General features: G+C 61.8%; 24 protein-coding genes. 11 read left to right on the top strand and 13 right to left on the bottom strand.

Features of this window, described 5'->3' with window-relative positions; all coding sequences use genetic code 11:
* The first annotated feature begins 8 nt into the window (after positions 1-8).
* Positions 9-905 carry a GlxA family transcriptional regulator gene (locus BT116_RS27335; RefSeq protein ID WP_170846004.1) on the top strand — a complete coding sequence of 299 codons (897 nt, stop codon included), beginning with the start codon at positions 9-11 and terminating at the stop codon, positions 903-905.
* A 123-nt stretch (positions 906-1028) separates the two neighbouring features.
* Here BT116_RS27335 and zapE read toward each other — a convergent pair whose 3' ends face one another.
* From zapE to BT116_RS27320, 3 genes are all read right to left on the bottom strand, one after another.
* The gene (gene zapE, locus BT116_RS27330; protein WP_072348657.1) at positions 1029-2123 is read right to left on the bottom strand and encodes a cell division protein ZapE; all 1095 of its coding nucleotides are present in this window, start codon (positions 2121-2123) and stop codon (positions 1029-1031) included.
* Between the two features lie 102 nt (positions 2124-2225).
* A complete protein-coding gene (locus tag BT116_RS27325; RefSeq protein ID WP_072348655.1) occupies positions 2226-3581 on the bottom strand; it encodes a tryptophan--tRNA ligase in 1356 nt (451 codons plus the stop codon).
* 24 nt (positions 3582-3605) lie between these two features.
* A complete protein-coding gene (locus BT116_RS27320) occupies positions 3606-4235 on the bottom strand; it encodes an alpha/beta hydrolase (protein WP_072348653.1) in 630 nt (209 codons plus the stop codon).
* A 147-nt stretch (positions 4236-4382) separates the two neighbouring features.
* On the opposite strand from BT116_RS27320, the gene BT116_RS27315 reads away from it, so the two are divergent.
* Entirely contained in the window at positions 4383-4817 is a 435-nt protein-coding gene (locus BT116_RS27315) for a Z-ring associated ZapG family protein (protein WP_046063603.1), read from the top strand.
* Between the two features lie 195 nt (positions 4818-5012).
* Here the strand turns inward: BT116_RS27315 and BT116_RS27310 are convergent, their stop codons facing one another.
* The 8 genes from BT116_RS27310 to BT116_RS27275 all read right to left on the bottom strand — a co-directional run bounded on the left by BT116_RS27310 (position 5013) and on the right by BT116_RS27275 (position 14573).
* Entirely contained in the window at positions 5013-6398 is a 1386-nt protein-coding gene (locus tag BT116_RS27310) for an aspartate aminotransferase family protein (RefSeq protein WP_072348651.1), read from the bottom strand.
* Positions 6395-7882, bottom strand: coding sequence for an NAD-dependent succinate-semialdehyde dehydrogenase (locus BT116_RS27305; protein WP_072348649.1), 1488 nt, complete (start codon positions 7880-7882; stop codon positions 6395-6397). The genes BT116_RS27310 and BT116_RS27305 overlap by 4 nt, the downstream gene beginning before the upstream one ends.
* Positions 7883-8013: 131 nt before the next feature.
* Positions 8014-8493: an Lrp/AsnC family transcriptional regulator gene (locus BT116_RS27300; protein ID WP_072348647.1), complete on the bottom strand. Its 480-nt coding sequence runs from the start codon at positions 8491-8493 to the stop codon at positions 8014-8016.
* Between the two features lie 240 nt (positions 8494-8733).
* A complete protein-coding gene (gene doeB, locus BT116_RS27295; RefSeq protein WP_072348645.1) occupies positions 8734-9735 on the bottom strand; it encodes a N(2)-acetyl-L-2,4-diaminobutanoate deacetylase DoeB in 1002 nt (333 codons plus the stop codon).
* A 3-nt stretch (positions 9736-9738) separates the two neighbouring features.
* Entirely contained in the window at positions 9739-10929 is a 1191-nt protein-coding gene (gene doeA, locus BT116_RS27290) for an ectoine hydrolase DoeA (protein ID WP_072348643.1), read from the bottom strand.
* A 39-nt stretch (positions 10930-10968) separates the two neighbouring features.
* Entirely contained in the window at positions 10969-11961 is a 993-nt protein-coding gene (locus BT116_RS27285; RefSeq protein ID WP_072348641.1) for a cyclodeaminase, read from the bottom strand.
* Between the two features lie 21 nt (positions 11962-11982).
* Positions 11983-12954, bottom strand: a complete 972-nt coding sequence (gene eutB, locus BT116_RS27280) for a hydroxyectoine utilization dehydratase EutB (RefSeq protein WP_072348639.1) — start codon at positions 12952-12954, stop codon at positions 11983-11985.
* Between the two features lie 224 nt (positions 12955-13178).
* Positions 13179-14573: a MocR-like ectoine utilization transcription factor EhuR gene (locus BT116_RS27275; RefSeq protein ID WP_072348637.1), complete on the bottom strand. Its 1395-nt coding sequence runs from the start codon at positions 14571-14573 to the stop codon at positions 13179-13181.
* 289 nt (positions 14574-14862) lie between these two features.
* Between BT116_RS27275 and ehuB the strand changes: the two genes are divergently transcribed.
* From ehuB to ehuA, 4 genes are all read left to right on the top strand, one after another.
* Positions 14863-15720, top strand: coding sequence for an ectoine/hydroxyectoine ABC transporter substrate-binding protein EhuB (gene ehuB, locus BT116_RS27270; protein WP_072348635.1), 858 nt, complete (start codon positions 14863-14865; stop codon positions 15718-15720).
* Positions 15721-15801: 81 nt separating this feature from the next.
* Positions 15802-16461, top strand: a complete 660-nt coding sequence (ehuC, locus tag BT116_RS27265) for an ectoine/hydroxyectoine ABC transporter permease subunit EhuC (RefSeq protein ID WP_072348633.1) — start codon at positions 15802-15804, stop codon at positions 16459-16461.
* A complete protein-coding gene (ehuD, locus tag BT116_RS27260; RefSeq protein WP_072348631.1) occupies positions 16458-17114 on the top strand; it encodes an ectoine/hydroxyectoine ABC transporter permease subunit EhuD in 657 nt (218 codons plus the stop codon). The genes ehuC and ehuD overlap by 4 nt, the downstream gene beginning before the upstream one ends.
* The gene (ehuA, locus tag BT116_RS27255) at positions 17114-17983 is read left to right on the top strand and encodes an ectoine/hydroxyectoine ABC transporter ATP-binding protein EhuA (protein ID WP_371856192.1); all 870 of its coding nucleotides are present in this window, start codon (positions 17114-17116) and stop codon (positions 17981-17983) included. Before ehuD ends, ehuA begins: the two co-directional genes overlap by 1 nt.
* Positions 17984-18233: 250 nt before the next feature.
* Here the strand turns inward: ehuA and BT116_RS27250 are convergent, their stop codons facing one another.
* A complete protein-coding gene (locus BT116_RS27250) occupies positions 18234-18971 on the bottom strand; it encodes a YiaD family glycine zipper/OmpA-like lipoprotein (RefSeq protein WP_072348629.1) in 738 nt (245 codons plus the stop codon).
* 152 nt (positions 18972-19123) lie between these two features.
* Complete coding sequence (locus BT116_RS27245) at positions 19124-20299, bottom strand: aspartate aminotransferase family protein (RefSeq protein ID WP_072348628.1); 1176 nt, start codon at positions 20297-20299, stop codon at positions 19124-19126.
* A gap of 99 nt (positions 20300-20398) precedes the next feature.
* On the opposite strand from BT116_RS27245, the gene BT116_RS27240 reads away from it, so the two are divergent.
* The 5 genes from BT116_RS27240 to BT116_RS27220 form a co-directional block, all read left to right on the top strand.
* Positions 20399-21310 (top strand): LysR family transcriptional regulator, encoded by a 912-nt coding sequence (locus BT116_RS27240; RefSeq protein WP_072348626.1) that lies wholly within the window; start codon positions 20399-20401, stop codon positions 21308-21310.
* Between the two features lie 139 nt (positions 21311-21449).
* The gene (locus BT116_RS27235; protein ID WP_072348624.1) at positions 21450-22463 is read left to right on the top strand and encodes a sensor domain-containing diguanylate cyclase; all 1014 of its coding nucleotides are present in this window, start codon (positions 21450-21452) and stop codon (positions 22461-22463) included.
* Between the two features lie 91 nt (positions 22464-22554).
* Positions 22555-23298 (top strand): DUF72 domain-containing protein, encoded by a 744-nt coding sequence (locus BT116_RS27230; RefSeq protein WP_072348622.1) that lies wholly within the window; start codon positions 22555-22557, stop codon positions 23296-23298.
* Between the two features lie 139 nt (positions 23299-23437).
* Positions 23438-24142 (top strand): hypothetical protein, encoded by a 705-nt coding sequence (locus BT116_RS27225; RefSeq protein WP_072348620.1) that lies wholly within the window; start codon positions 23438-23440, stop codon positions 24140-24142.
* A gap of 175 nt (positions 24143-24317) precedes the next feature.
* The coding region (locus BT116_RS27220; RefSeq protein ID WP_139271911.1) for an IS4/Tn5 family transposase DNA-binding protein at positions 24318-24548 on the top strand (231 nt) is incomplete at its 3' end.

Raw genomic sequence — 24548 nt, 5'->3', positions numbered from 1 at the left:
TTTTCCACCTGGCCAGCCTGCGCTATGGCAAACAACTGGGCCACGGCCTGACCCCGGCTTTTGAAACCCGCCTGGTCAGCCCCGATGGCAAACCGGTGAACAGCTTCAGCGATGTGATCATGCCGGTGGACGGTGGCCTGGAAAACACCGATGTCATCATCCTGCCGGCCTTCTGGGATGATTTCGCCACCCTCTGCCAACGTTATCCCCAGGTCCTGCCTTGGCTGCGAGAACAACACGCGCGCGGCGCGGTACTCTGCGGCGAAGCCACCGGGGTGTTCTGGCTGGCGGAGGCCGGGTTGCTCGACGGCAAGGAAGCCACCACCTACTGGCGCTTCTTCAATGCCTTCAAGGAACGCTTCCCCCAGGTATACCTGAACCAGGACAAGCACCTGACCGACGCCGACAACCTGTTCTGCGCCGGCGGCACGACCTCAGCCTGCGACCTCTACATCTACCTCATTGAACGCTTCTGTGGCGCCAACGTCGCCCAGGCCGTGGCACGGGACATCTTGTATGAGGTGCAACGCAGCTATTCGCCAGGACGGATCGGCTTCGGCGGGCAGAAACTGCACCAGGACGTGATCATCCTCCAGATCCAGCAATGGCTCGAAGAGCACTTCGCCGATAAATTCCGCTTCGAGGATGTTGCCCGGGAACATGGCATGAGCATCCGCAATTTCATGCGCCGCTTCCAGACCGCCACGGGCGACAAACCGCTGCATTACCTGCAACGGCTGCGGATCGAAACCGCCAAGGGCCTGCTCTCCGGCAGCCGCAAGAGCATCAAGACCATCAGCTATGAAGTTGGCTATGACGACGCGAGCTTTTTCGCCCGGCTGTTCCGACAACATACCGACCTGTCGCCGAACCAGTATCGGCAGCAGTTTCTGCAGGCGGCGTGAACCAGAGCTGAATGCAATCCCATGTGGGAGCAAGCTCGCCCCCACAGGGTTTTGCAGTGAACGGCTGATTCGAGCGTACAAAAAAGGCCTGCGATCGCAGGCCATTTTTTGTTTTCAGAATCCCTACGGCTTATGCGCCCGCGCCAGGAATTCGTGGGATTGCATTTCCAGCAGGCGACTCAGGGTCCGCTGGAATTCGAAGGTCAAGCGGCCGCCGGTGTAGAGATCCTTGAGTTCGACTTCGGCCGAAATGATCAGCTTCACGTTACGGTCGTAGAATTCGTCGACCATGTTGATGAAACGGCGGGCGATGTCGTCGGTGGTGACGCTCATCTGCTCGACGCCGCTGAGCAGCACGGCGTGGAAGATCTTGCCCAGTTCGATGTAGTCGTTCTGGCTGCGGGGGCCGTCGCACAGTTCGCGGAAGTCGAACCAGGCCACGTCATCGCACGTACGCACGGCGCGGATTTCGCGATTTTCGATGACCAATACATCATTTTCCACGGCCTGGGTGCATTCCGGCGTCAGGGCACGGAAGCTCTTGCGCAGGCTTTCTTCGGCGGCGGCATCCAACGGAAAGTGGAACAACTCCGCTTGTTCGAGGTGACGCAGGCGGTAGTCGACGCCGCTGTCGACGTTGACGATTTCAGTGTGTTCCTTGATCAGCGCGATGGCCGGCAGGAAGCGCGCCCGCTGCAGGCCGTCCTTGTAGAGGCCGTCCGGCACGATGTTCGAGGTGGCGACCAGGGTCACGCCGTTCTTGAACAGCTCTTCCATCAAGGTGCCCAGGATCATGGCGTCGGTGATGTCGGACACGAAGAACTCATCGAAGCAGATCACCCGGGTCTCGTTGGCAAAACGCTTGGCGATGATGGTCAGCGGGTTCTTCTCGCCGCCCAGGGTCTTCATTTCCTCGTGCACGCGCTTCATGAAGCGGTGAAAGTGCGTGCGTGTCTTTTCCTTGAACGGCAGCGCTTCGAAGAAGGTGTCCACCAGATAGGTCTTGCCACGGCCCACGCCGCCCCAGAAATACAGACCCTTGACCGGCGCCTGGTCTTTTTTGCCGAACAGTTTGCCCAACAGGCCGGGCTTGTTGTTCGCCGCCGCGACCAGGTCGTCGTACAGGCGCTGCAAATGCCGCACCGCCGTTTCCTGGGCTGCGTCGTGGAAGAACTCCGGGCGTTTCAGATCAGCTTGATATCGTTCTAGGGGCGTCATATTCGTTAGCAAGGCAACAAAAACGGGCCGTCACTGTAGCGACGGCCCAGAGGAATGGCAATCGGCCCTTATTCGGGCCGATGGTCGGATGACGTGCCGGGATCAGTCCTGGGCAGGCGTCAAGGCAACACGCAGCGCATCGACGGCGGCATCCCGCGCGGCGCTGTCAGCAAAGGCCGGGCTATTCGCCACGCACTCGCCGTCGAGCCAGACGCTGAATCCCAGGTCGTCGCTGCGTACATCCAAGGGCTGGCCGGACTGCAATTGCTTGGTCACCTGCCCCGCGGTCTTGCCGTCGGCAAAATGGTTCGACAGCAACAGCTGCTCACCGTCGGCGGACAGCAGTCGGAAGCGGAAACTGCCGTCGTCTTCGCGAAAACTGACGAAGCGTGCTGTCTTGGCGGCTTTCTTCTTGGTGCTGGCGGCCACCTGGACCTGGCTGACAAACGAACGCAGGCCAACGGCTTCGCGCAGTTCGTTGAGGAACGGCGTCGCCACGGCCCGGGCTTTTTTCGCGCCCAGTTGCAGGATGTCTTCAAGGTCCGAGGGACGCTCGATGAACTGGTGATAGCGCTCGCGCGCTTCACCCAGCTCGCTGTCGAGCAACTGGAACAGGCGGTTCTTGGCTTCGCCCCAACCCAGGCCCTGCAGCAGTTCGCTGCGGAACTCGGCGGACTGTTCGGCAGTGGCGAAGGCCTGGAACAGGGTGAACAGATGCGAATTGTCCGGATCCTTGGCTTCGCCCGGGGCACGCGAGTCGGTGACGATCCGCGAGATCGCGTCCTTCATGTCCTTGGCGCTGCTGAACAACGGGATGGTGTTGTCGTAGCTCTTGGACATCTTGCGGCCATCGAGGCCCGGCAGTGTGGCGACGCTTTCTTCGATCAGCGCCTCGGGCATGGTGAAGAACTCCTTGCCTTGGCCGAACAGGTGGTTGAAGCGCTGGCCGATGTCGCGGGCCATTTCCACGTGCTGGATCTGGTCGCGACCGACCGGCACCTTGTGGGCGTTGAACATCAGGATGTCGGCGGCCATCAACACCGGGTAGCTGTACAGCCCCATGGTGATGCCAGCGTCCGGGTCTTCGCCGGTCTCGACGTTCTTGTCCACCGACGCCTTGTAGGCGTGGGCACGGTTGAGCAGGCCCTTGGCGGCGACGCAGGTCAGCAGCCAGGTCAGCTCCGGGATCTCGGGAATATCGGACTGGCGATAGAACGTCACGCGGTCCACATCCAGGCCACCGGCCAGCCAGGTCGCGGCGATTTCCAGGCGCGAACGCTGGATACGCAGCGGGTCATCGCACTTGATCAGGGCGTGGTAGTCAGCCAGGAAGTAGAACGAATCGGCGTTGCTGTCGCGGCTGGCGAGGATCGCCGGACGGATGGCGCCGGCATAGTTGCCCAGGTGCGGGGTGCCGGTGGTGGTGATGCCGGTCAGGATACGGGTACGCGTCGTCATGGGTTATCGCTTGTCAGACTGCTGTCAATTCGAGAGGCGCGGCAGGATCAGATCCTTGAGATCTGTCAGCTTGCCATGAAAAAAGTGTCCGCATTCTGCCACTTTCAGCAGCTCATGGGGACGTTGGAGCGTGTCGGACCATTTGTAAACCAATTGCGGATCGACCACTTCGTCGGTTTCCGGCTGGATCACGGTCAACTGGCCGCTCATCGGTAAGGGCGACTGCTCGTCCAGGCGCATCACCGCCGGGGCCACCATGAACAGGTGCTTGACCGGCTGCCCCTGGGCTTCCAGGCGCCCGCCCAGGCTGGCGGCGACAAAGCCACCGAAGGAAAAGCCGAACAGTGTCAGGGGCAATTGCGGGTATTTTTCCCGCAGCCATTGCGCGACAGCCTGGGCGTCATCCACTTCTCCGGTGCCCATGTCATGATTGCCGGCACTGGCACCTACGCCACGATAATTGAAACGCAACGTAACCAGGCCAGCATCGCGGGCGGTGCGTTGCAGGGTCGAGACCACTTTGTTGAGCATGGTCCCACCCTGCACCGGGTTCGGGTGGCAGATCAGCGCCAGGCCACGGGGAGCCTCGCTGTCCAGGTACAAGGCTTCCAGTTGGCCCACCGGGCCATCGATGACTACAGGGGTTTCGCGCATAAGCAAGGGAAAGAACTCCGTGACCTCGAATAGGGTCGACTCGTCTAGCTAAAGTCTGTGCCTGGCATGATTGCGATGTTCTTCGCGGTATACAGCGCAGGTCCGAGCCGTTAACGTAAAGCAAAGCCGTTTATAGAGGAAGGACTCGTGGAACACTCGCTCTTAGTTTGGTTGTTGCCGACTCTTGCCCTGGTTGCCGGTGTCGCCATTGGATTCCTGCTTGCCCGACTGCTGCCCAACGCGGTGCCCAACAGCACGCAACGTCAGCTGGACGACATCCAGGAACGTTTCGACAGTTATCAGAATGAAGTGGTCACTCACTTCAACAGCACCGCGTCCCTGGTGAAAAAACTCACCCAGAGCTACCAGGAAGTCCAGGATCACTTGTCCGAGGGTGCCAATCGCCTGGCCTTGGACGAGCAGACTCGCCAACGCCTGCTGGCTGCCCTGCACGCCGATTCGGCGCAGGCTCCTCGGGAACGCCTGACCCCGCCAAAGGATCAGGAACCGCCCCGGGACTACGCCCCCAAGGCCCCGAATTCGCCCGGCATGCTCGATGAGCATTACGGTTTGAAGAAGTAATCGCCAAGCAACTACCAAAAGCCCGCCCGATCACATGATCGGGCGGGCTTTTTTTATGGGTTTCAGATCCGTGGTGGCGAGGGAGCTTGCTCCCGCTGCGCCGCGAAGCGGTCCTTTTTTTGCGATTGCTGTGCAATCGAGCGGGAGCAAGCTCCCTCGCCACGGGGTGTTTTGGCCTAAAGTATTTTTCTCAGCTTAAGTCAACACCTCACCCGCCACTTGATCGACAGCACCTTTGGTGATGTCGACGATCAGGTCCGCATCCTCGCGGGTCAGGATCAATGGTGGGGCGAAGCCCAGGATATCGCCATGGGGCATGGCGCGGGCGATCATGCCGCGCTCCAGGCAAGCCGCCGAGACTTTCGGGCCGACCTTGAGTGCCGGGTCGAACGCCGTGCGCTGTTCACGGTCGGCCATGAATTCCACCGCCGCCAGCATGCCGTCACCACGCACCTCGCCCACCAGCGGATGACCTTCGAGGGTTTCACGCAGGCGACGGTTCAGGTAGCCGCCAACATCCTCGGCGTTGGCCGTGAGGTTTTCCCGCTCAAGAATGTCGAGGTTCGCCAGTGCCGCCGCCGCGCAAATCGGGTGCCCGGAATAGGTCCAGCCATGGCCCATGGCCCCTTCGGCCTGGGAGGCTTTTTCAATCACGCTCCAGACCTTTTCCCCGATAATCACTGCCGACAAGGGTGCATAGGCACTGGTCAGGCCTTTGGCGGTGGTGATCAGGTCCGGCTTCATGCCGTAGCGCTGGCTGCCCATCTTCGAACCCAGGCGGCCGAACGCGCAGACCACTTCATCGGCAATCAGCAGCACGTCGTATTTTTTCAGCACGGCCTGGATCGCATCCCAATAACCGGCCGGGGGAACGATGATGCCGCCGGTGCCCATCAGCGGTTCGCCGATGAACGCCGCCACGGTGTCCGGGCCTTCGGCGAGGATCATTTTTTCCAGCTCATCGGCGCAGTAACGCACGAACGTCGCTTCGTCCATCCCTGTCGGGGCCTTGCGATACCAATGGGGGCACACGGTGTGCTTGACCCCTTCCACCGGCAGGTCGAAGTGTTGATGGAAAGTCGCCAGCCCGGTCAGGCTGCCGGTCATGATGCCCGAGCCATGGTAACCACGGTCGCGGGAGATGATTTTCTTCTTCTGCGGCCGGCCCAGCACGTTGTTGTAATAGCGCACCAGTTTGACCTGGGTTTCGTTGGCATCGGAGCCGGACAAACCGTAATAGACCTTCTTCATGCCCTCTGGCGCCCAGTCCATGATGCGGCTGGACAGTTCGATGATCGCCTCGCTCGAGTGACCGACGTAGGTGTGGTAGTAAGCCAGCTCCTTGGCCTGCTTATAGATGGCGTCGGCCACCTCGGTGCGGCCATAGCCGATGTTCACGCAGTAGAGGCCGGCAAAGGCGTCGATGAACTCCCGGCCTTCATGGTCGCGAATGCGAACGCCTGACGCACTCTTGATGATCCGCCCCTTGAGCGCGCCGCTGGCGTGGTCGTGGGCATGGGTCGAGGGGTGCATGAAATGCGCACGGTCTTGTTCGAACAGCGTGTTGAGTTCTTGGCTCATGCGGGCTCTCCTGGGAACTGGCCTTGATGGTGCAGGCAAAAATATTTGGTTTCGACAAAGGGCTCGAAGCCCTCGCTGCCACCCTCGCGACCGAGGCCCGAGGCTTTCATGCCACCGAAGGGAATCGGGTGGCCGGTGAACTTGACGCCGTTGACCGCGACCATGGCATGGTCCAGACGGCGGATCAGCGGATAAATGACGTCCAGGCGGTTGGAACAAATATAGGCCGCCAGCCCGTACTCGGTGTCGTTGGCCATTTCGATGGCTTCGTCCAGGGTGTCGAACGGCATCACCCCGGCAATGGGCGCGAAGTTTTCTTCACGGTAGATGCGCATTTGCGGCGTGACGTCGGCCAGCACAGTCGGCTGATAGAACAATCCACCCAGGGCATGGGCCTCGCCGCCCACCAGGCGTTGAGCGCCAAGGGCCAGCGCATCGGCGACACGGTCGACGGTCGCATCGAGCGCCGCCTGGTGCATCAACGGCCCGACCTCCACGTCCTGCTCCTGTTGATCGACCATGGCCGGGCCGACACGCAAGGCGCGCACCGCTGCGGCGAAACGACTGAGGAACGCCTGGTACACCGGGCGCTGCACCATGATTCGGTTGGCCGCACAGCAATCCTGGCCGGAGGTCTGGAATTTCGCCTCCACGGCGACTTTCACCGCCAAGGCCAGGTCGGCATCGGCACAGACAATAAATGGCGCGTTGCCGCCCAGTTCCAGCGCGACTTTCTTCACGTCATGGGCTGCCGCCTGCAACACCAGCTTGCCCACCCGGGTCGAGCCGGTGAAGCTCACCGAGCGTACGCGACGATCCTTGACCAGGGTTTCCATGGCCATTTGCGGCTCGCCCAATACCACGTTGAAAACCCCGGCGGGAAAGCCTGCCTCCTCGGCCAATTGCGCCAGGGCCAGTGCCGAGTAAGGGGTTTCGTGGGCCGGCTTGATCACCACGGTGCAACCGGCGGCCAGGGCGGCGGCGGCCTTGCGGGTGATCATCGCCGATGGAAAATTCCACGGCGTCAGCAGCGCACAGACGCCCACGGGTTCCTTGATCGTACCCAGGTGCGCACTCGGGATATGACTGGGGATGTTCTGACCGTACAGGCGCCGGGCTTCCTCGGCGAACCACGGGATGAAGCTGGCAGCGTAGGCGATTTCGCCACGGGACTCGGCCAATGGCTTGCCCTGCTCCAGGCTGAGAATGTGCGCGAGGTCTTCGCTGTGTTCGACGATCAATGCCGCCCAGCGCCGCAGCAGTGCGCCCCGGCTCTCCAGGCTCTGCTCACGCCACGCCGGGAATGCGCGATGCGCCGCGTCCACCGCCGCGACAATCTGCGGCTGATCGAGCATCGGCACATGGCCGATGACCGTGCGGGTGGCGGGGTTGTGCACAGCGATACTGTGGCCGCTGTCGCTGTGGACCCAATGGCCGTCGATGTAGCAAAGCGCCTTGAACAGTAGCGGATGTTGGTAAGTCATGACGTTCACTCCAGAGCGTGTGCGTGAAGCCATGCTAGGGCAGCGGCGCTTGGGTAATCGGCTGTTTGCCGTGGGTCAAACCCTGGTTTTTTTCTGAATCGAGGGCGGCAAAAACAGGTTTTCTGCGGTGCTCAGGAGGGCTCGGCCAACTCCGCCGGCAAGGCGCCGCTGGTCTTGATGGTCTTGGTGACGATGTAGGTGAAGTAGCGTTCGATGCCGAGGTCTTCCAGCAGCAGTTGATCGACGAAACGCTGGTAATAGTCGACGTCCGGTGCCTGGATCATCGCCAGGTAATCGACCCCGCCACCGGTGGCGTAACAGAACACTACTTCTGGTGCGGCGATCATGCGTTGCTCGAACCGGCGCATGTCTTGGGCGGTGTGGCGGGCCAGGGTGATCTCCACCAGCACCTGTTGGCGCTTGAACACCGCGCCCCAGTCGATCTGCGCCCGGTAGCCGCTGATCAGCCCGGCCATCTCCAGCTTGCGCACCCGTTCCCAGGCCGGCGTCACTGACAGGTTGATGGCTTCGGCCAGGCTCGACTTGGTGATCCGCCCATCTTCGGCGAGGATTTGCAGGATCTTGAGGTCGTAGCGATCGAGCTTGTGCATGGGCTGGGGCTCCGGGCGGTTGAAGAAAACTCAAGACCGACATCAACTGTGGCGAGTGGATTTATCTGTGGCGAGGGGATTTATCCCCGTCGGGCTGCGAAGCAGCCCTGAAAATCAGGCAATTCGGTGCGTTAGGCTGATCGAGCCGATTGTTTTGGGGGACTGCTTCGCAGTCCGACGGGGATAAATCCCCTCGCCACAGAGAATTCCTCTTGCCACAGAGGCTGTGTGTAACCCGCATCACGCCAACACATCGGCAATCACCACCAACGTATCGCCACACTGCACCAGCCCCGGAAAATGCCGGGCCGCCAGCAGGCCGCTGCGGGCGGCGCGGTATTCAACCGGGGCAACACCGCTGCGAGTGGTGTCGTAGATGCGCGCCACCACCTCGCCCAGGGTCACGTGGTCCCCCAGGTCGCGGCACATTTCCAGCAAGCCATCGTGCTCGCTGGCGATGAAGCAACTGGCGTCCGGCATGTCGAGCACCAGCGACGGCTGCAACTCGATCGTACCCCGCAGGATGCCGGCGTGAATCAACAGGTTGCGCACCCCTCGCTCGGCAATCGCCACGCTGCGCGCCGTCGACGAACCGCCGCCGCCCAGCTCAGTGGTGACGAACACTTTGCCCTGGGACTCGGCCGCCGTGTCGTACATCGCCCCGGCGTCCAGCTCCAGCATGCGCATGCAATACGGCGCGTTAAACGCCAGCATCCCGGCCTCGCAGCGCGCTTGCTGCTGTTTGTCCGGCAAGACGTGGCAGGCGGCAAACGGCAGGAAATCCAAGGTCCGCCCGCCGGAATGAATGTCCAGGACAATGTCGGCCAAGGGCAACAAAGTGCGATTGAAATAGTCGGCGATTTTCTCGGTGACGGTGCCGTCCGGCCTGCCGGGAAAACTGCGGTTCAGGTTGCCCTTGTCGATGGGCGACGTCCGGCGCCCGGCATGGAACGCCGGGGTGTTCATGAACGGCACGATGATCACCCGCCCGCTGACGTCGTCGGCGGTCAGTTGCTGGGCCAGTTTGCTCAGGGCCACTGGGCCTTCGTATTCATCGCCATGGTTGCCACCGCTGAGCAGCGCCGTCGGACCGCTGCCGCGCTGGATGACCGTGATGGGGATCATCACGGCGCCCCAGGCCGAATCGTCCCGCGAATACGGCAGTTTGAGGAAGCCGTGCTGCACGCCTTCGCGGGTGAAGTCGATCGTGGCGCTGATGGGATTATTAGGCAGATCGGGCATGGCTCAATCCTTCACGAACAATTGACGGGGCACGTTGCACAGCGTCTCGACGCCAGTCTCGGTGATCAGGATGCTTTCGGTGATCTCCAGGCCCCAATCGTCCATCCACAGCCCCGGCATGAAATGGAAGGTCATGCCCGGCTGCAACACGCTGTTGTCGCCGGGGCGCAGGCTCATGGTGCGCTCGCCCCAATCCGGCGGATAACTGATCCCGATGGGGTAGCCGCAACGACTGTCCTTGTGGATGCCGAATTTCTCCAGCACCTTGAAAAACGCCACGGCGATGTCGCCCGTGGTGTTCCCTGGCTTGGCCGCATCGAGGCCGGCGGCGATGCCCTCGACCACGGCTTTTTCGCCGTCGAGGAAATGCTGCGGCGGCTTGCCCAGGTAAATGGTGCGCGACAGCGGGCAGTGGTAACGCTTGTAGCAACCGGCGATTTCAAAGAAGGTGCCGGCGCCCTTCTCGAAGGGTGAATCGTCCCAGGTCAGGTGCGGCGCACTGGCGTCGGCCCCGGTAGGCAACAGCGGCACGATGGCCGGGTAGTCGCCGCCATGACCGTCGGCGCCGAGGATGCCGCTGCTGTAGATCTCGGCCACCAATTCGTTCTTGCGCATACCCGGTTCGATGCGTTCCAGGATCCGGCTGTGCATGTTTTCGACGATGCGTGCGGCGATGCGCATGTAGGCGATTTCCTGGGGCGATTTGACCGCCCGCTGCCAGTTCACCAGGCCCACCGCATCCACCAGTTTTGCCTGGGGCAAATGCTTTTGCAGCGACAGGTACGCCGCGGCGCTGAAGTAATAGTTGTCCATCTCCACGCCGATGGTCAGCGCGCCCCAGCCACGGGCGATGATCACCTCGCGGGACAAGTAGTCCATAGGGTGGCGCTCGCGGGACTGCACATAGATGTCCGGGTAGCCGACGATGTTATCGGCCTGCATGAACACCGTGCGTTTTGCACCGTTGGCATCCTGGCCACGACCGAACCACACAGGCTCGCCCTCCAGTGCCACCAGCACGCACTGGTGCACATAGAACGACCAACCGTCATAGCCGGTGAGCCACGCCATGTTCGACGGATCGGTGACCAACAGCAGCTCCAGGCCCTGGGCCTGCATGGCCGCGCGAACCTTCACCAGGCGTTGGGTGTATTCCTCCCGCAGGAACGGAAGATTGACGACGATCTCTGACATCCACCTGCCCTCTGTTCAATGTCTCATGAGAAAAATGATCTAGCGTCCGAACGCAAAGCCCTTGCCCGCCGCCCGTGCCCGCTCGAACGCCAGGTTGGCGATGGCGGTGTCCTGGGCGCCGGTGCCGGTCAGGTCGCAAAGCGTCACTTGCGCCGCATCGGAACGCCCCAGCCGCTGTCCCGCCAACACCTGTCCCAGCTCCGTCAACGCCAGGTCATCGCGAACGGTGCCGGCCAACAGGGCGTGGTGCAGTTCGCCGAGCACGCGGGTCTGGCTCAGGCGATCGGCGACATAACAGTCGACAGCCGCCAGGGCTTGCGGGGAAATCTCGTTCTTGTGTTCCGCGTCCGAGCCCATCGCGGTGATGTGCAGGCCCGGGTGCAGGTGCCGAACTTCGATCAGCGGCTCGCGGCTGGGGGTGCAGGTGATGGCGATGTCCACGCCTTCCAGCGCGGCGTCGACACTGGCGCACGGCGTGACCGCCAGCCCCGTGTCGCGGGCCAGTTCGGCACTGAACGCCCGGGCCTTTTGCGCATCGCGCGCCCAGACCCGCACCTCTTCGATAGGCCGCACCAGGCGCAGCGCCTGAAGCTGCAACGCCGCCTGCTCACCGGCGCCGATCAGCGCGACGCTGCGGCTCTCCTCGCGAGACAGGCAACGCGCCGCCACCGCCCCGGCCGCTGCCGTGCGTACGGCGGTGAGATAACCGTTATCCAGCAACAGCGCCTCCAGCAGACCGGTGCGCGCCGACAGCAACATCATCATGCCGTTGAGGCTGGGCAGGCCGAGCTTGGGGTTATCGAAAAAGCCCGGGCTGACCTTGATGGCGAAGCGTTCCAGGCCCGGCAGATAAGCAGTCTTCACGTCCACTTCACCGTTATGTTCGGGGATGTCCAGCCGCAGGATCGGCGGCATCGCCACGGCCGCCGTCGCCAACAGCACGAAGGCCTGCTCGATGGCGTCGATGCTGGCCAGGTCGAGGGCTACGCAGCTGCGCAGGTCGGCTTCGCTCAATAGGGTGACTTCACTCATGACAGGCTCCGTTAGGGGTTATCAGGCGTTGGCGCCAGCGATCACGCGGGCATGGTGTTCGGTGTCGACGTTGCGCCCGCTGACCACCAGCACAATGGGGCCGCGCGGCTCGACCAGGCCGTCGAGCAGCGCCGCGATGCCCACCACGGCAGCCCCTTCGAGCACCAGGCGTTCCTGGTGATAAGCGTGGCGGATGGCATTGGCGATAGAGGCTTCCGAGAGCAGGTGTACGTCATCGCTCAGTTGCCGGGTCATGGCGAAGGTGTAGTGGTTGTCCAGTCCGATGCCGCCACCGAGGGAGTCGGCCAGCGTCGGCAGTTCTTCGATGTCCACGGGCTGCCCCGCGGCGAGGCTGGCGTGCATCGCGGCACCACGGGCCATGCTGATGCCGTGGACTTGAATCGCTGGGTTCGCACTTTTGAGGGCCAGGGCAACACCGGCGAACAAGCCGCCACCGGACAACGGCACCAGGACCTGGGCCACCTCCGGTTGCTGCTCGAGGATCTCCAGGCCGAGGGTGCCCTGCCCGGCGATGATCGCCGGATGATCGAAGGGCGGCAAAAAGGTCGCGCCCTGCTCCCGGGCTATGCGCTCGGCCTCGCGCTGGGCATCGTCCTGGGACTGGCCGACGATGCACACCTCGGCGCCCAGGTCGCGAATCGCCTGCACCTTGTTGGCCGGCACCAGGTTCGACAGGCAGACAATCGCCTTGACGCCTTGTTGCGAAGCGGCATGGGCCAGTGCCCGACCATGATTGCCGGTCGAAGCCGTGACCACGCCTTGGGCCTTTTGCTCGGCGCTGAGCTGCGCCACTGCATTGCTCGCCCCGCGCAGCTTGAAGCTGCCGGTGATTTGCAGGGCCTCAAGCTTGAGGTACACCGCCACGCCCATCAACCGCGACAAACTCGGGGAATGCTCCATGGGTGTACGCCGCACCAGCGACTCGATGCGCTGGCGAGCACGGTAGATATCCTGAAGCTGCAACACTGCCATGACCGCGTCCCGAGCTGATGTGTTGCGCGCAGTCTAAGAGGGCTGGATTGTGGTGATGAATGTACTAGGGCAATTTAATTGCTGATGGCTTGATGCTTGATCGTTCCCGCGCTCCGCGTGGGAATACCGCCAGGGACGCTCCGCGTTCCGTTTCTGGAAGTGACGCAGAGCGTCACAGGATGCATTCCCACGCAGAGCGTGGGAACGATCAAACATTCGGCATTTCAGAAATCATGGATCTGCGGGTACTGGTTGAAGATCTGCCGCATGCCGATCAGCGCATGGCGCATTTCTTCATCGCTGCATTCGGCACCGACGCAGACCCGCACCGCGCGGGGCCTGGGGGTGCCGCGGACGGTGAACGGATCGGGGGAGGTCACGGCGATATGCTTGTGCCGCAGCGCCCGCACCAGGCTGTCCACTTCCCAATGGGACGGGATGCCAACCCACGCATTCAAGGCATGCGGGTGCTGGCCCAGCAGATGTTCGCCCATGTACTCGGTGACCATCGCCTGGCGCCCGGCCAGCAGTTGACGTTGCAATTGCACCAGCGACTCGGCGCGTCCATCGCGAATCCAGCGGGTGGCGATCTCTGAGACCATGGGTGTGGCCATCCAACTGTTGACCCGCAGGATGCTCTCGGTGCGCAGGGCCAGACGCTTGGGCACCACCAGGTAACCGATGCGCAACCCCGTGAGCACCGACTTGGTCATGCTCGTGCAATAGAACGATAGCTCCGGCAGGTAATGGCTGATGGGCGGCGCCCGGCGTTCGTCCAGCAGCGGGCCGTACACATCGTCTTCGATAATGTGTACACCGAAGCGCCGGGCAATCTCGGCGATTTCCCGGCGGCGGGCGTCGGGCATCAGGCTGGTGGTGGGGTTGTTCAGGTTTGGCGTGCACACCAGTGCAGTGATGCGCTCGTTGCTGCACATGTCTTCGAAATGCTCGGGGTCGATGCCATGGCGGTCCATCTCCAGGCCCTTGAGGGTGAAACCCAGCACCTGGGAGTTGCCGATCACGCCGTGGTCGGTCAAACCTTCGCAAAGCACCACATCATCAGGGCCCGCCAGCGAAGCGAGAGCCAGGAAAATCCCGTGGGCCGCACCATTGGTGATCAGCACATCGTTACGGTCGACTTTCAGCCCTTGCCGACCGATCCACTGCGCCGCCGCTTCGCGATGGGATTCGAAACCGGCGATGGGGCGAAACGCATGAATCCACGGCTGATCCTCTTCAGTGCTCAGCGCCGCGCAGGTATCACGCCAGGCCTGGTCATGCTCGCGGGTGTGCAGGATGCGGGTGATGGAAAAATCCACCAGCGCTCGCTCGGGACTGTCGAGAATGTACGTCGCCACCCGGTCGCTCATGCGCCGCGAGACGAAGCTGCCACGCCCGACTTCACAGCGCACCAGGCCCTGGCGCTCCAGTTCCTTGTAGGCGTTGGTGACGGTCTGCACGCTGATGCCCATGGCGTCGGCCACCTGCCGTTGCGGCGGCAGGCGCTGGTCATTGGCCAGGGTGCCCTGTTCGATATCGTCGGCAATGGCCTGCACCAGAATCTTGTATTTGGATTCACCGCTACGGGCGAGGTCCAAGGCTGACTTCCACTTATCCATGACAGTTGCAACCGGCGTGTATAGGGTGCGCACAGCATTGCGCGGCCATCGCGGCAAAGCAATTGTCCTAGTGCAATACAATCGATGCCGGGGCTTTTGTATGCTCGGTCCAAGGTCGTCATCCAGGCGGGTTCACCGCCCCGACAAAAAGCCGGATCGACCTGTACCGGCGCCGCTCCCGATCCACGGCCCAGCCTGGATCAGCCGCAGTACGCTTTGCTCTTGTCACACTGCCTCCTACCACAGAGCCGTCCAACGACGGATCCACAAGAAACAGGAGATTTTATCGATGAGCAATTTTCTTCCCCGCACCTGCGCGCCCTTGCGTCGGCTCTTGCTGACTTGCGCCGTACTCGGCCTGGCCAGCGGCGTCCAGGCGGCGACCCTGGATACTGTCAAAAGCAACAGCAGCATCCGGATCGGCTACGCCAACGAAACCCCGTTCGCCTTCACCGAAACCGACGGCACCGTGACCGGTGAATCGCCGGAAATCGCCAAGGTCATCTTCGCCAAGATGGGCATCCAACAGGTCAACGGCGTGCTGACTGAATGGGGCTCGCTGATTCCCGGCTTGCGCGCCGGCCGTTTCGACGTGATTGCCGCCGGCATGTACATCACCCCGGCGCGTTGCAAGCAGGTGTTGTTCACCGACCCGCAATACCAGTTGCCCGATGCCTTGCTCGTGGCCAAGGGCAACCCGAAAAACCTCCACAGTTATGAAGACATCGCCAAGCAACCGGACGTGAAGCTGGCGATCATGGCCGGCACGGTGAACCTGGCGTACGCTCGAGATTCCGGGGTCAAGGACGAGCAGATCCTCCAGGTTCCCGACACCACCGCACAATTGCAAGCGGTGCGCGCCGGTCGCGCGGACGCCGCCGTCGGCACACAACTGACCATGAAAGGCCTGGCCAGCAAGGGCGGCGACAAGATCGAGGCGATGACCGAGTTCAAGGACGATCCGTCCCACATCGGTTACGGCGCCCTCGCCTTCCGCCCCGAAGACAAAGACCTGCGCGATGCGGTCAACGCCGAACTGAAGAAGTGGCTGGGCTCCGAAGAACACCTCAAGACGGTTGCGCCGTTCGGTTTCGACAAATCCAACGTGACCAGTAAAACCGCGGCCGAGCTCTGCGCTCAGCCATAGTCGAAACTGACGTGCCGAAACAGGCGTGACGCGCGCTGCGTGATGCCTGTTCCCCTGCTTCATCGGATATCGGGTCGAACCATGGGCGAATTACTTCCGTTATTGATTCAAGGGGCCTGGGTTACGCTGCAGGTGACCTTCTTCGGCTCGCTGCTGGCGATTGTCGCCGCAGTCTTGGCGGCCCTCGGGCGGCTGTCGCCGTGGCGCGTGCTGCGCTGGTTCAGCATTACCTACATCGAAGTCTTCCGTGGCACCTCGCTGTTGGTCCAGCTGTTCTGGTTGTTCTTCGTGTTGCCGCTGCCACCGTTCAACGTCGAACTGAGCCCTTACGCGGTGGCGATCGTCGGCCTGGGCCTGCACATCGGCGCCTATGGGGCCGAGGTCATGCGCGGTGCCATCAGCTCGGTGGCCAAGGGACAATACGAAGCTTGCACGGCGCTGAATTTCAGTAGTTTCACGCGCTTCAAACGGATCATCTTGCCCCAGGCCTTGTTGGCAGCGATTCCGCCGGGCACCAACCTGCTCATCGAGTTGCTGAAAAACACCTCGCTGGTGTCGCTGATCACCTTGTCGGACCTGAGCTTCCGTGCCCGGCAACTGGACCAGGCGACCTTCCAGACCCTGGAGATCTTCAGCCTGGCCCTGGTGATGTATTTCATCCTCGCCCAAGCCATCAACTTCGGCATGCGCCACGTCGAGCGACGACTGAGCCGGGGCCGGATGCGCGGAGGTCTGTCATGACGCTGTTCGATTGGTCCTACGCCGCACACATCCTGCCGGACCTGCTGCGCGCCTCCCTCAATACCGTGGGCATTACCCTGATCGGCTTCCTGATCGCGATTGTCCTGGGGCTGTTCCTAGCGATTGGCCGGCGCAGTCGCACATTCTGGCTGTCGTGGCCGGCCGCCACGGTGATCGAGTTCATCCGCAGCACACCGCTGCTGATCCAGGTGTATTTCCTCTACTACGTACTGCCCAACTACGGCTTGAGCCTGACGGCCATGCAGGTTGGCATCCTCGGCATCGGCCTGCACTACGCCTGCTACATCGCCGAGGTCTATCGCAGTGGTCTCGACGCGGTGCCACGGGCGCAGTGGGAGGCGGTGACGGCATTGAACATCGCGCCGTACGACGCCTACCGCAACATCATCCTGCCCCAGGCGCTGCGCCCGATCGTGCCGCCGCTGGGCAACTACCTGGTGGCGATGCTCAAGGACACGCCGGTGCTGTCGGCGATCACCGTGGTGGAAATCATGCAGCAGGCCAAGAACATCGGTTCGGAGAATTTCCGTTACCTGGAACCGATCACCATGGTCGGCCTGTTCTTCCTCGCCCTGAGCCTTGCCTTGGCCTATCTGGTACGGCGCCTTGAAACGCGCATGGAGCTACGCTAATGACTTTACCTCTGTCCACGCCCACCGATTTGTCCCGGCGCAGCACGCTGGCGTCACAGCAGGAGGCCCCGGCCATGCAAGATCCCACACCGTCCCGGCCGATCGTGAGTTTCCAGGACGTGACCAAGAGCTATGGCAGCTTCACCGTGCTCGACCATCTGAACCTGGATGTCGCCCCCGGTGAAAAGGTCGCGATCATTGGTCCCAGCGGCTCGGGCAAGTCCACGCTGCTGCGGGTGTTGATGACCCTGGAAGGCATCGATCAGGGCCAGATCCGCGTAGAGGATGACTCCCTGACCCACATGCCCAACCGCAACGGCGTGCTGGTGCCGGCCAACGACCGACACATCCGCCGGGTGCGCGGCAAGATCGGCATGGTGTTCCAGAGTTTCAACCTGTTCCCCCACATGACGGCGCTGCAAAACGTGATCGAGGCGCCGGTGCAGGTGCTGGGCATGAACCCGAAAGAAGCCCGGGAGCGCGCCGCCGACCTGTTGGAAATGGTGGGGCTGGGCAACAAGCTCGACCATTATCCGTCGCAGTTGTCCGGCGGCCAGCAACAGCGGGTGGCGATTGCCCGGGCGCTGGCAATGCGGCCCAAAGTGATGCTGTTTGACGAAGTGACCTCGGCGCTCGACCCGGAGCTGTGCGGCGAAGTGCTGAATGTGATCCGCAAACTGGGGGCCGAACATAACCTGACGATGTTGATGGTGACTCACCAGATGGGCTTCGCCCGGGAGTTCGCCGACCGGGTGTGCTTTTTCTATAAAGGGCAGATTCACGAACAGGGCACTCCGGCGCAGATCTTCGAACATCCGCAGCAAGAACGGACGCGCGCGTTTTTGAGTGCGGTGAAAGAGGCCAATTGATCCCATCAAATGAGCTGAGTACACCTTATTGTGGCGAGGGGATTTATCCCCGTTGGGCTGCAAAGCAGCCCTGAGCTCAAACACCTCGGTGTGTCAGTCCGATTGAGCGGACAGTTTGGGGGCTGCTTCGCAGCCCAGCGGGGATAAATCCCCTCACCACAGGTTTTGGTGTCAACCTGAAGGGAAATGGCAGCCATAAAAAAACGGGGACCATGTCTGCATGGCCCCCGTTTCATTTACCTTCCTGCGATCAAGGGTATTGCTGGTAAGTCTGCCCCTGCTGTGCCGGTGGAGTCTGGTACTGCTGGCCCGGAATCGCCTTGAGGTTGACCTCGACACGACGGTTCTGCGCACGCCCATTGACGTCGGCGTTGCTGGCCACAGGGTTGTCCGGGCCGGCGCCACGGGCCGACAGGTTGGCACCGCTCACGCCCTGGGACGTCAGGTAGGTCGCCACGCTCTGCGCACGACGCTGGGACAGGTCCATGTTGTGCTGGCGGCTGCCGGTGCTGTCGGTGTAGCCGACGATTTCGATCTGGTTTTGGTTGAACTCCTTGAGGGAGTTGGCCAGGTTATTCAGCGGCTGGTAGAAACTGGACGCGATGTTTGCCGAGTCGGTGGCGAAGGTGATGTTGCCCGGCATGATCAGCTTGATCTGGTCGCCCTGGCGCTGCACTTCAACACCGGTATTGGCCATGCTGGCGCGCAGCTTCTTTTCCTGCTGGTCGGCGTAGTAGCCGTAACCGGCCGCGGAAGCCCCCACCACCGCTGCACCGATCAACGCACCCTTGCCACGATTATCGTGACCGATGGCCGCACCGGCCAACGCCCCCGCCAGTGCACCGAGGCCGCCATACTTGGCGGTTTTGCTCATGCCCGAAGATTCGGTAGAGGCCTGGCCCTGATTGTCATAGGGGTTAGGCGACGCACAGCCGGACAACAAGGCCACAGCAGTTGCGACAACGATCAAGCGACGCGAGGTGAACATGAAGATGCTCCTGGGTTTTCAGTCTGAATGCCAAAGTGTAGGCAATCGACTCTGGCAGGCGTTGGAACGCGGCAATCGTTAAAAATTCCGTCGCGCTGCGTTGCGCTTCGCCCGGCTGACCGATAAAAAACCGGCCCCCCGGCGAACGCCCCTCACCCCTGCGCCAGACAGCGGCTCACGCCCCTGACAATCATCTCCACTTCTCGCCCATCGATCGTCAACGGCGGCAACAGGCGGATGGTCTGGCCCCGCGTGATATTGATCAGCAGGCCGTGGTCCCGGGCGGCGCGAAGGGCCAGATCGCGGACCGGTTGCTTGAGTTCGATACCGATCATCAACCCCTGGCCGCGAATCGCCAAGACATTCGGGTTATCCGCCAACTCCATGCGCAGCCGGCTCAGCAATTGGTCGCCCTGGTGCCTGGCGTTGTCCACCAGCGCTTGTTGCTCAATGATCTCCAGCACCGTACAGCCGACCCGACAGGCCAGCGGATTACCGCCAAAGGTGCTGCCATGGCTGCCAGGGGTAAACAGCTCGGCAGCCTTGCCCCGCGCCAGGCAGGCACCAATGGGTACGCCATTGCCCAGGCCTTTGGCGAGGGTCATGACGTCCGGCACGATGCCCTCGTGCTGGAACGCGAACCATTGGCCAGTACGACCGATGCCGGTCTGGATCTCGTCGAGCATCAACAACCAGACGCGCCGGCTGCACAGTTCACGCAAGGCCTTGAGATAGCCCGGCGGCGCGAGTTGCACACCGCTTTCGCCCTGGATCGGTTCTACCAGTACCGCGACGATGCGCTCGGCATGAGCTTGCTGGATCGCTTCCAACGCCGCCAGATCGCCGAACGGCACCTTGATGAAATCCCCCGGCAACCGATTGAAACCCAGCCGCACGGAGGGGCCGTCACTGGCGCACATCGTGCCCAAGGTGCGCCCATGGAACGCATTGTCCATGACCACGACCAACGGCTGCTCAATGCCTTTATGCCAACCATAGAGGCGCGCCAGTTTCAATGCGGTTTCGTTGGCCTCGGCGCCTGAGTTGTTGAAAAACGCCCGCTCCAGCCCCGACAGCTGGGTGAGCTTTTGCGCCAGGCGTTGTTGCCAATCGATGCGGTACAGGTTCGACGTGTGCAACAGCAGGCCGGCCTGCTCGCTGATGGCGGCCACCAACCGTGGGTGGGAGTGACCGACATTGGTCACCGCCACGCCCGCCACCGCATCGAGGTATTCGCGGCCATCCTGGTCCCACAAGCGCGTACCCAAACCATGGGTGAAACTCAGCGCCAGGGGTTGGTAAGTGGTCATCAGGCAGGCAGCGGTCATGGCATTAAGCTCCATTGGGTTGGTTTTTTCCAGTATGGTTAGCCACCAAGGCTGGATAAACGCTACTTTACTTCAATCATTTAAAAGCCGAGCTTGATAATGGACTTGTTCCAAGCAATGACCGTTTACGTGAAGGTCGTAGAAACCGGAAGCCTGACGGCGGCGGCCCAGGCGTGCGAAATGTCCACCACCATGGTGGGTAATCATCTTCGTGCACTGGAGCAACGTCTCGGCGTGCGCCTGATCAACCGTACGACGCGGCGCCAGCGCCTGACTGAGTTTGGCTCGACCTACTACCAACGTTGCCTGGAAGTGCTGGGGCTGGTGGCCGATTCCGAGCGCCTGGCCGAACAGACCCAAGGCGAGCCCAGCGGCACCCTGCGCATCACCGCGCCGCTGACCTTCGGCTCCGAACGCCTCGCGCCGGCGCTGGCCGAATTCAGCCAGCGCTTCGCCCAGGTCAAGCTCGACGTGGTGCTGACCAATCAGCGGCTGGACCTGCTCGAACATGGATTCGATGTCGCCATTCGCCTCGGCCATCCCGACCCGAAACTGATTGCCCGTCCGTTGGTGGACTACACCCTGACCATCTGCGCCTCCCCTGCCTACCTGGCCCGGCGCGGCACGCCGGAACAACCGGCGGACCTGCAACGACACGACTGCCTGTCGTTCGCCTATTCGGCAGCAGACGAATGGCGCTTCGCCCAGGAACACTGGCCCATCAACGGCCCGGACGGCGAGATCAAGGTTCCGGTAAACGGACCGATGCTGATCAACAGCTCCTCGGGCCTGCATCGCGCCGCCTTGGCCGGGATGGGCGTGGTGATGCTGCCCGATGCGCTGGTGGCCCAGGACCTGAAGGATGGTCACCTGGTGGCGTTGCTGCAGGACTATCAGTTGCCCCATCGCCCCATGAGCCTGATGTACGCGCAAGACCGCTACCGTTTGCCGAAACTGCGCAGTTTTGTCGAGTTCGCGCTGGAGAAATGGGGCAAACCCCCAACCCAATGATGCTGTGGCGAGGGGATTTATCCCCTCGCCACAAAAGCGAACCCCGTCTGAACATCCCCCGCTAGTTCCTCACACCCCCATCAGCTACTCTTCCTCCTTGGACGAGCATTTTGATATCAAGGCCGATGAGGAAACGACGATGGGAGACGCCTCGAACATCGATATGCTGCGGTTCGACCTGTCCGATCTGGACGAAGGCGTACTGCACACCATCCTGGAACTGGTCAGCGATGGCATCTGGGACTGGAATGCCAACACCGGCTTCGTCTACCGCAACCCCGGCTGGTACACGATGCTTGGCTACCTGCCTCATTCACTGGACAACAACGTGCTGACCTGGGAGAGCGTGATCCACCCGGATGACTATCCACGGGTCATGGCGTTGTTCGACGACTACCTGGAACAACGCTCCCACGGTTACCAGGCCGAATACCGCTGCCGCACGCGCGATGGGGCCTACATCTGGATCGAGGATCGCGGCTACGTGATCGCCCGTAATCCGGACGGCACGGTGGCGCGCATGATCGGCGCCCATCGCAGTATCGACGACAAAAAGCGTCTGTTCGAACAACTGGAACAGCGTAACCAATCCCTGGAAGCCATCATTGAAGAACGCACCCGCGAACTGTCCCGGGTCAACCATCAGTTGCAGATCCAGCTCGACGAGAATCGCCGGCTTGCCGAAACCGATGCCCTGACGCGGGTCGCCAACCGTTATCGCCTGGACCAGGCACTGCCGCTGGCCTGTGAGCGCGCACAGCGTTTCCGCGAGCCGTTGGCGCTGATCGCCATGGACGTGGATGATTTCAAAGACATCAACGACCGCTACGGCCACGCCTTTGGCGACGCAGCGCTGGTGCAAGTGGTGCAGAGCGTCAAGCGTTGCCAGCGCGACGGCGATTTGCTGGTGCGCTGGGGCGGTGACGAATTCATCATGATCTTGCCCAATACCACCCTGGCCGACGCCCGCCTGCTGGCGGAAAGCATTCGCCGGGGTCTGTCCGACCTGCTGCCGGTGGGCGATTTCCAGATCACCATGAGTTTTGGCGTGGTGCAGCGACTCGAGAATGAACAGCACGCGACGTTGCTGCATCGGGCGGATCAGGCGCTGTATCGCTCCAAAATGTCGGGCAAGAATGTGATTTGTGAATGAACCGGGCCCAGGCCCGAAGGCAAAAAAGAATGCAGACATGAGGGGCTGGCAGCGGTCATAGGCTGTATCCCTAGCAAGCAGGCTTTCACCCTTGCCAATTCGATCCCCCTCCTTCCCACGCCTTTACCTGGGCTGCGCCGGCTGGTCGCTGCCCCGGGAGCACTGGCCGGCCTTTGCTGTCGACGGGACTCATTTGCAACGCTATAGCAGCCGATTCCCGGCCGTGGAAATCAACAGCTCGTTCTATCGCCCTCACCGTCCCGCCACGTATGCAAAGTGGGCAGCCAGCGTGGCCCGGGATTTTCGTTTCTCGGTCAAAGTGCCCAAGCAGATCACCCATGAACGGCGACTGATCGACTGCGAAGGGCCTGTGGATGAATTCCTCGGGCAATGCTCGCAACTGGGAGAACAGCTTGGTTGCCTCTTGATTCAGTTGCCCCCGTCGCTGGCGTTCGATGCCGCGGCGGCCGGGGCGTTCTTCAAGGCTTTGCGGGACCGTTATCAAGGTTACGCAGTGCTTGAGCCGCGACACCCGAGCTGGCTCGTGCCCCAGGCCGCAGCGATGCTGCAAGACGAATGCATCGGCCGTGTCGCCGCCGATCCTTCACCCTTGCCCGGCGGCGATCAACCCGCAGGCTGGCCCGGCATTCGCTACTACCGCTTGCACGGTTCACCACGGATTTACTACTCAGCTTACGAAGACGTCTGGCTGGAGCGCCTCGCCCGAGCATTGAAAGCTGACCCCGACACGCCGACCTGGTGCATCTTCGACAACACCGCCAGCGGCGCCGCAACGAGCGATGCCTTGCGATTGATGGACCTGATGCACAACTGAAACCCGCTACCGACAACAAATGGTCAGCTGCTACCGGTCCGACCGTGACAACACCGCCCGCGTCCAATAGATTAGGCGACCGGAAAAAAGCTCAATGCCTTTCTCGCCTCATCCCGCTAACAGAAGTAGTGAAATTTCAATGTCCGATTCCAACACCGCTGAATCCGTAGTCACCCTGTCGTCCAAAGCGGAATACGAAAACTCCATCAATCTTTCACAGCATCTGCCCCAGGCCAAAACCATCAGCGAAATGGTCCTCGACGCATTCCAGTCGAATCGCGAAAGCGACCAGATCCGCGAACTGCGCAACGCCATCCGCCAGGCTCACGATGCGTTCGACGACGACAAGGCCTACGAACTGATGGGCCAGCTCAAACAACTCAAAGACGCCGAAGCCGCCGATTTCGCGGCCCTGGAAGACCTGAGCAGCCGCTTTCCCATCAGCCGTATCCTCTCCAGCTACAAGGACGACCCGTCGTTTCAGGAACTGGTCTACGGCCTGGCCCTGAAAGTACTGAACCAGACCCATCAGGCCATCAGCAATCCGAGCGGCAGCAAGGGCAAGGCCTCGCGGGCCAAGAAGGAAGCCGAAGTGTTTGTCATCAGCAAGGACGGCATCAGCGTCACCCTGCCCCTGCGCACACCACGCTCCAAACCGAACGTCGACCGCGAGGCCTTCGAGTTCCTGGGCTTCAACTTCGTAGGCGAAGGCGACGAAGCCGAGCTGGAAAGCGAAACCTTCCTGGACAATGACGGCACCGAACAACAGGCCACCCGCAAAAGCATCGTCACCGCCCTGCAACAGCAAAAAGCATTCGACGGCTACAGCATCGCCCAGCAATAAGCCATCGCCCAACGATCATTCCCACGCTCTGCGTGGGAATGCCTCCTCGGACGCTCCGCGTTCGGCTTCTTGGGACGCAGAGCGTCCCTGGCTGCATTCCCACGCAGAGCGCTCATCGTTCTACATAACTCTGTTTTCAAGTATTTTGGGAATTCGGAGAAATGGAGAACGATGATTGAATTGGGCACAGGACGAAATGAAAACCGCCGACTTGGGTGATGGCCGTTTAAATGCCAGGCTCGCCAGCTTTTTAGGACGCCTAGCCGATCATCCCGGCAACAGCATCCCGACCGCTTGTCGAGGGCTGGCAGAAACGACGGCGGCTTATCGATTTCTTGATAATGAGAAAGTCACGTTCCAGAAGGTGTTGCAGCCCCATCAGGACGCGACCCTGCAACGGATGCAA

The sequence above is a fragment of the Pseudomonas sp. NFACC16-2 genome (assembly GCF_900119205.1).
Lineage (GTDB): Bacteria > Pseudomonadota > Gammaproteobacteria > Pseudomonadales > Pseudomonadaceae > Aquipseudomonas > Aquipseudomonas fluorescens_Q.
This window is presented reverse-complemented; position numbering and strand designations above follow the sequence as displayed.

Excerpts from the sequence above, each read along its gene's own strand:
- BT116_RS27285 (WP_072348641.1), bottom strand. The coding sequence starts at position 11,961 with ATGAGTGAAGTCACCCTATTGAGCGAAGCCGACCTGCGCAGCTGCGTA.
- BT116_RS27325 (WP_072348655.1), bottom strand. The coding sequence starts at position 3,581 with ATGACGACGCGTACCCGTATCCTGACCGGCATCACCACCACCGGCACC.
- BT116_RS27305 (WP_072348649.1), bottom strand. The coding sequence starts at position 7,882 with ATGACTTACCAACATCCGCTACTGTTCAAGGCGCTTTGCTACATCGAC.
- BT116_RS27245 (WP_072348628.1), bottom strand. The coding sequence starts at position 20,299 with ATGACCGCTGCCTGCCTGATGACCACTTACCAACCCCTGGCGCTGAGT.
- doeA (WP_072348643.1), bottom strand. The coding sequence starts at position 10,929 with ATGTCAGAGATCGTCGTCAATCTTCCGTTCCTGCGGGAGGAATACACC.
- ehuD (WP_072348631.1), top strand. The coding sequence starts at position 16,458 with ATGACGCTGTTCGATTGGTCCTACGCCGCACACATCCTGCCGGACCTG.
- eutB (WP_072348639.1), bottom strand. The coding sequence starts at position 12,954 with ATGGCAGTGTTGCAGCTTCAGGATATCTACCGTGCTCGCCAGCGCATC.
- ehuA (WP_371856192.1), top strand. The coding sequence starts at position 17,114 with ATGACTTTACCTCTGTCCACGCCCACCGATTTGTCCCGGCGCAGCACG.
- doeB (WP_072348645.1), bottom strand. The coding sequence starts at position 9,735 with ATGCCCGATCTGCCTAATAATCCCATCAGCGCCACGATCGACTTCACC.
- BT116_RS27250 (WP_072348629.1), bottom strand. The coding sequence starts at position 18,971 with ATGTTCACCTCGCGTCGCTTGATCGTTGTCGCAACTGCTGTGGCCTTG.
- BT116_RS27275 (WP_072348637.1), bottom strand. The coding sequence starts at position 14,573 with ATGGATAAGTGGAAGTCAGCCTTGGACCTCGCCCGTAGCGGTGAATCC.
- BT116_RS27240 (WP_072348626.1), top strand. The coding sequence starts at position 20,399 with ATGGACTTGTTCCAAGCAATGACCGTTTACGTGAAGGTCGTAGAAACC.
- ehuB (WP_072348635.1), top strand. The coding sequence starts at position 14,863 with ATGAGCAATTTTCTTCCCCGCACCTGCGCGCCCTTGCGTCGGCTCTTG.
- BT116_RS27225 (WP_072348620.1), top strand. The coding sequence starts at position 23,438 with ATGTCCGATTCCAACACCGCTGAATCCGTAGTCACCCTGTCGTCCAAA.
- BT116_RS27310 (WP_072348651.1), bottom strand. The coding sequence starts at position 6,398 with ATGAGCCAAGAACTCAACACGCTGTTCGAACAAGACCGTGCGCATTTC.
- zapE (WP_072348657.1), bottom strand. The coding sequence starts at position 2,123 with ATGACGCCCCTAGAACGATATCAAGCTGATCTGAAACGCCCGGAGTTC.
- BT116_RS27235 (WP_072348624.1), top strand. The coding sequence starts at position 21,450 with ATGGGAGACGCCTCGAACATCGATATGCTGCGGTTCGACCTGTCCGAT.
- ehuC (WP_072348633.1), top strand. The coding sequence starts at position 15,802 with ATGGGCGAATTACTTCCGTTATTGATTCAAGGGGCCTGGGTTACGCTG.
- BT116_RS27320 (WP_072348653.1), bottom strand. The coding sequence starts at position 4,235 with ATGCGCGAAACCCCTGTAGTCATCGATGGCCCGGTGGGCCAACTGGAA.
- BT116_RS27300 (WP_072348647.1), bottom strand. The coding sequence starts at position 8,493 with ATGCACAAGCTCGATCGCTACGACCTCAAGATCCTGCAAATCCTCGCC.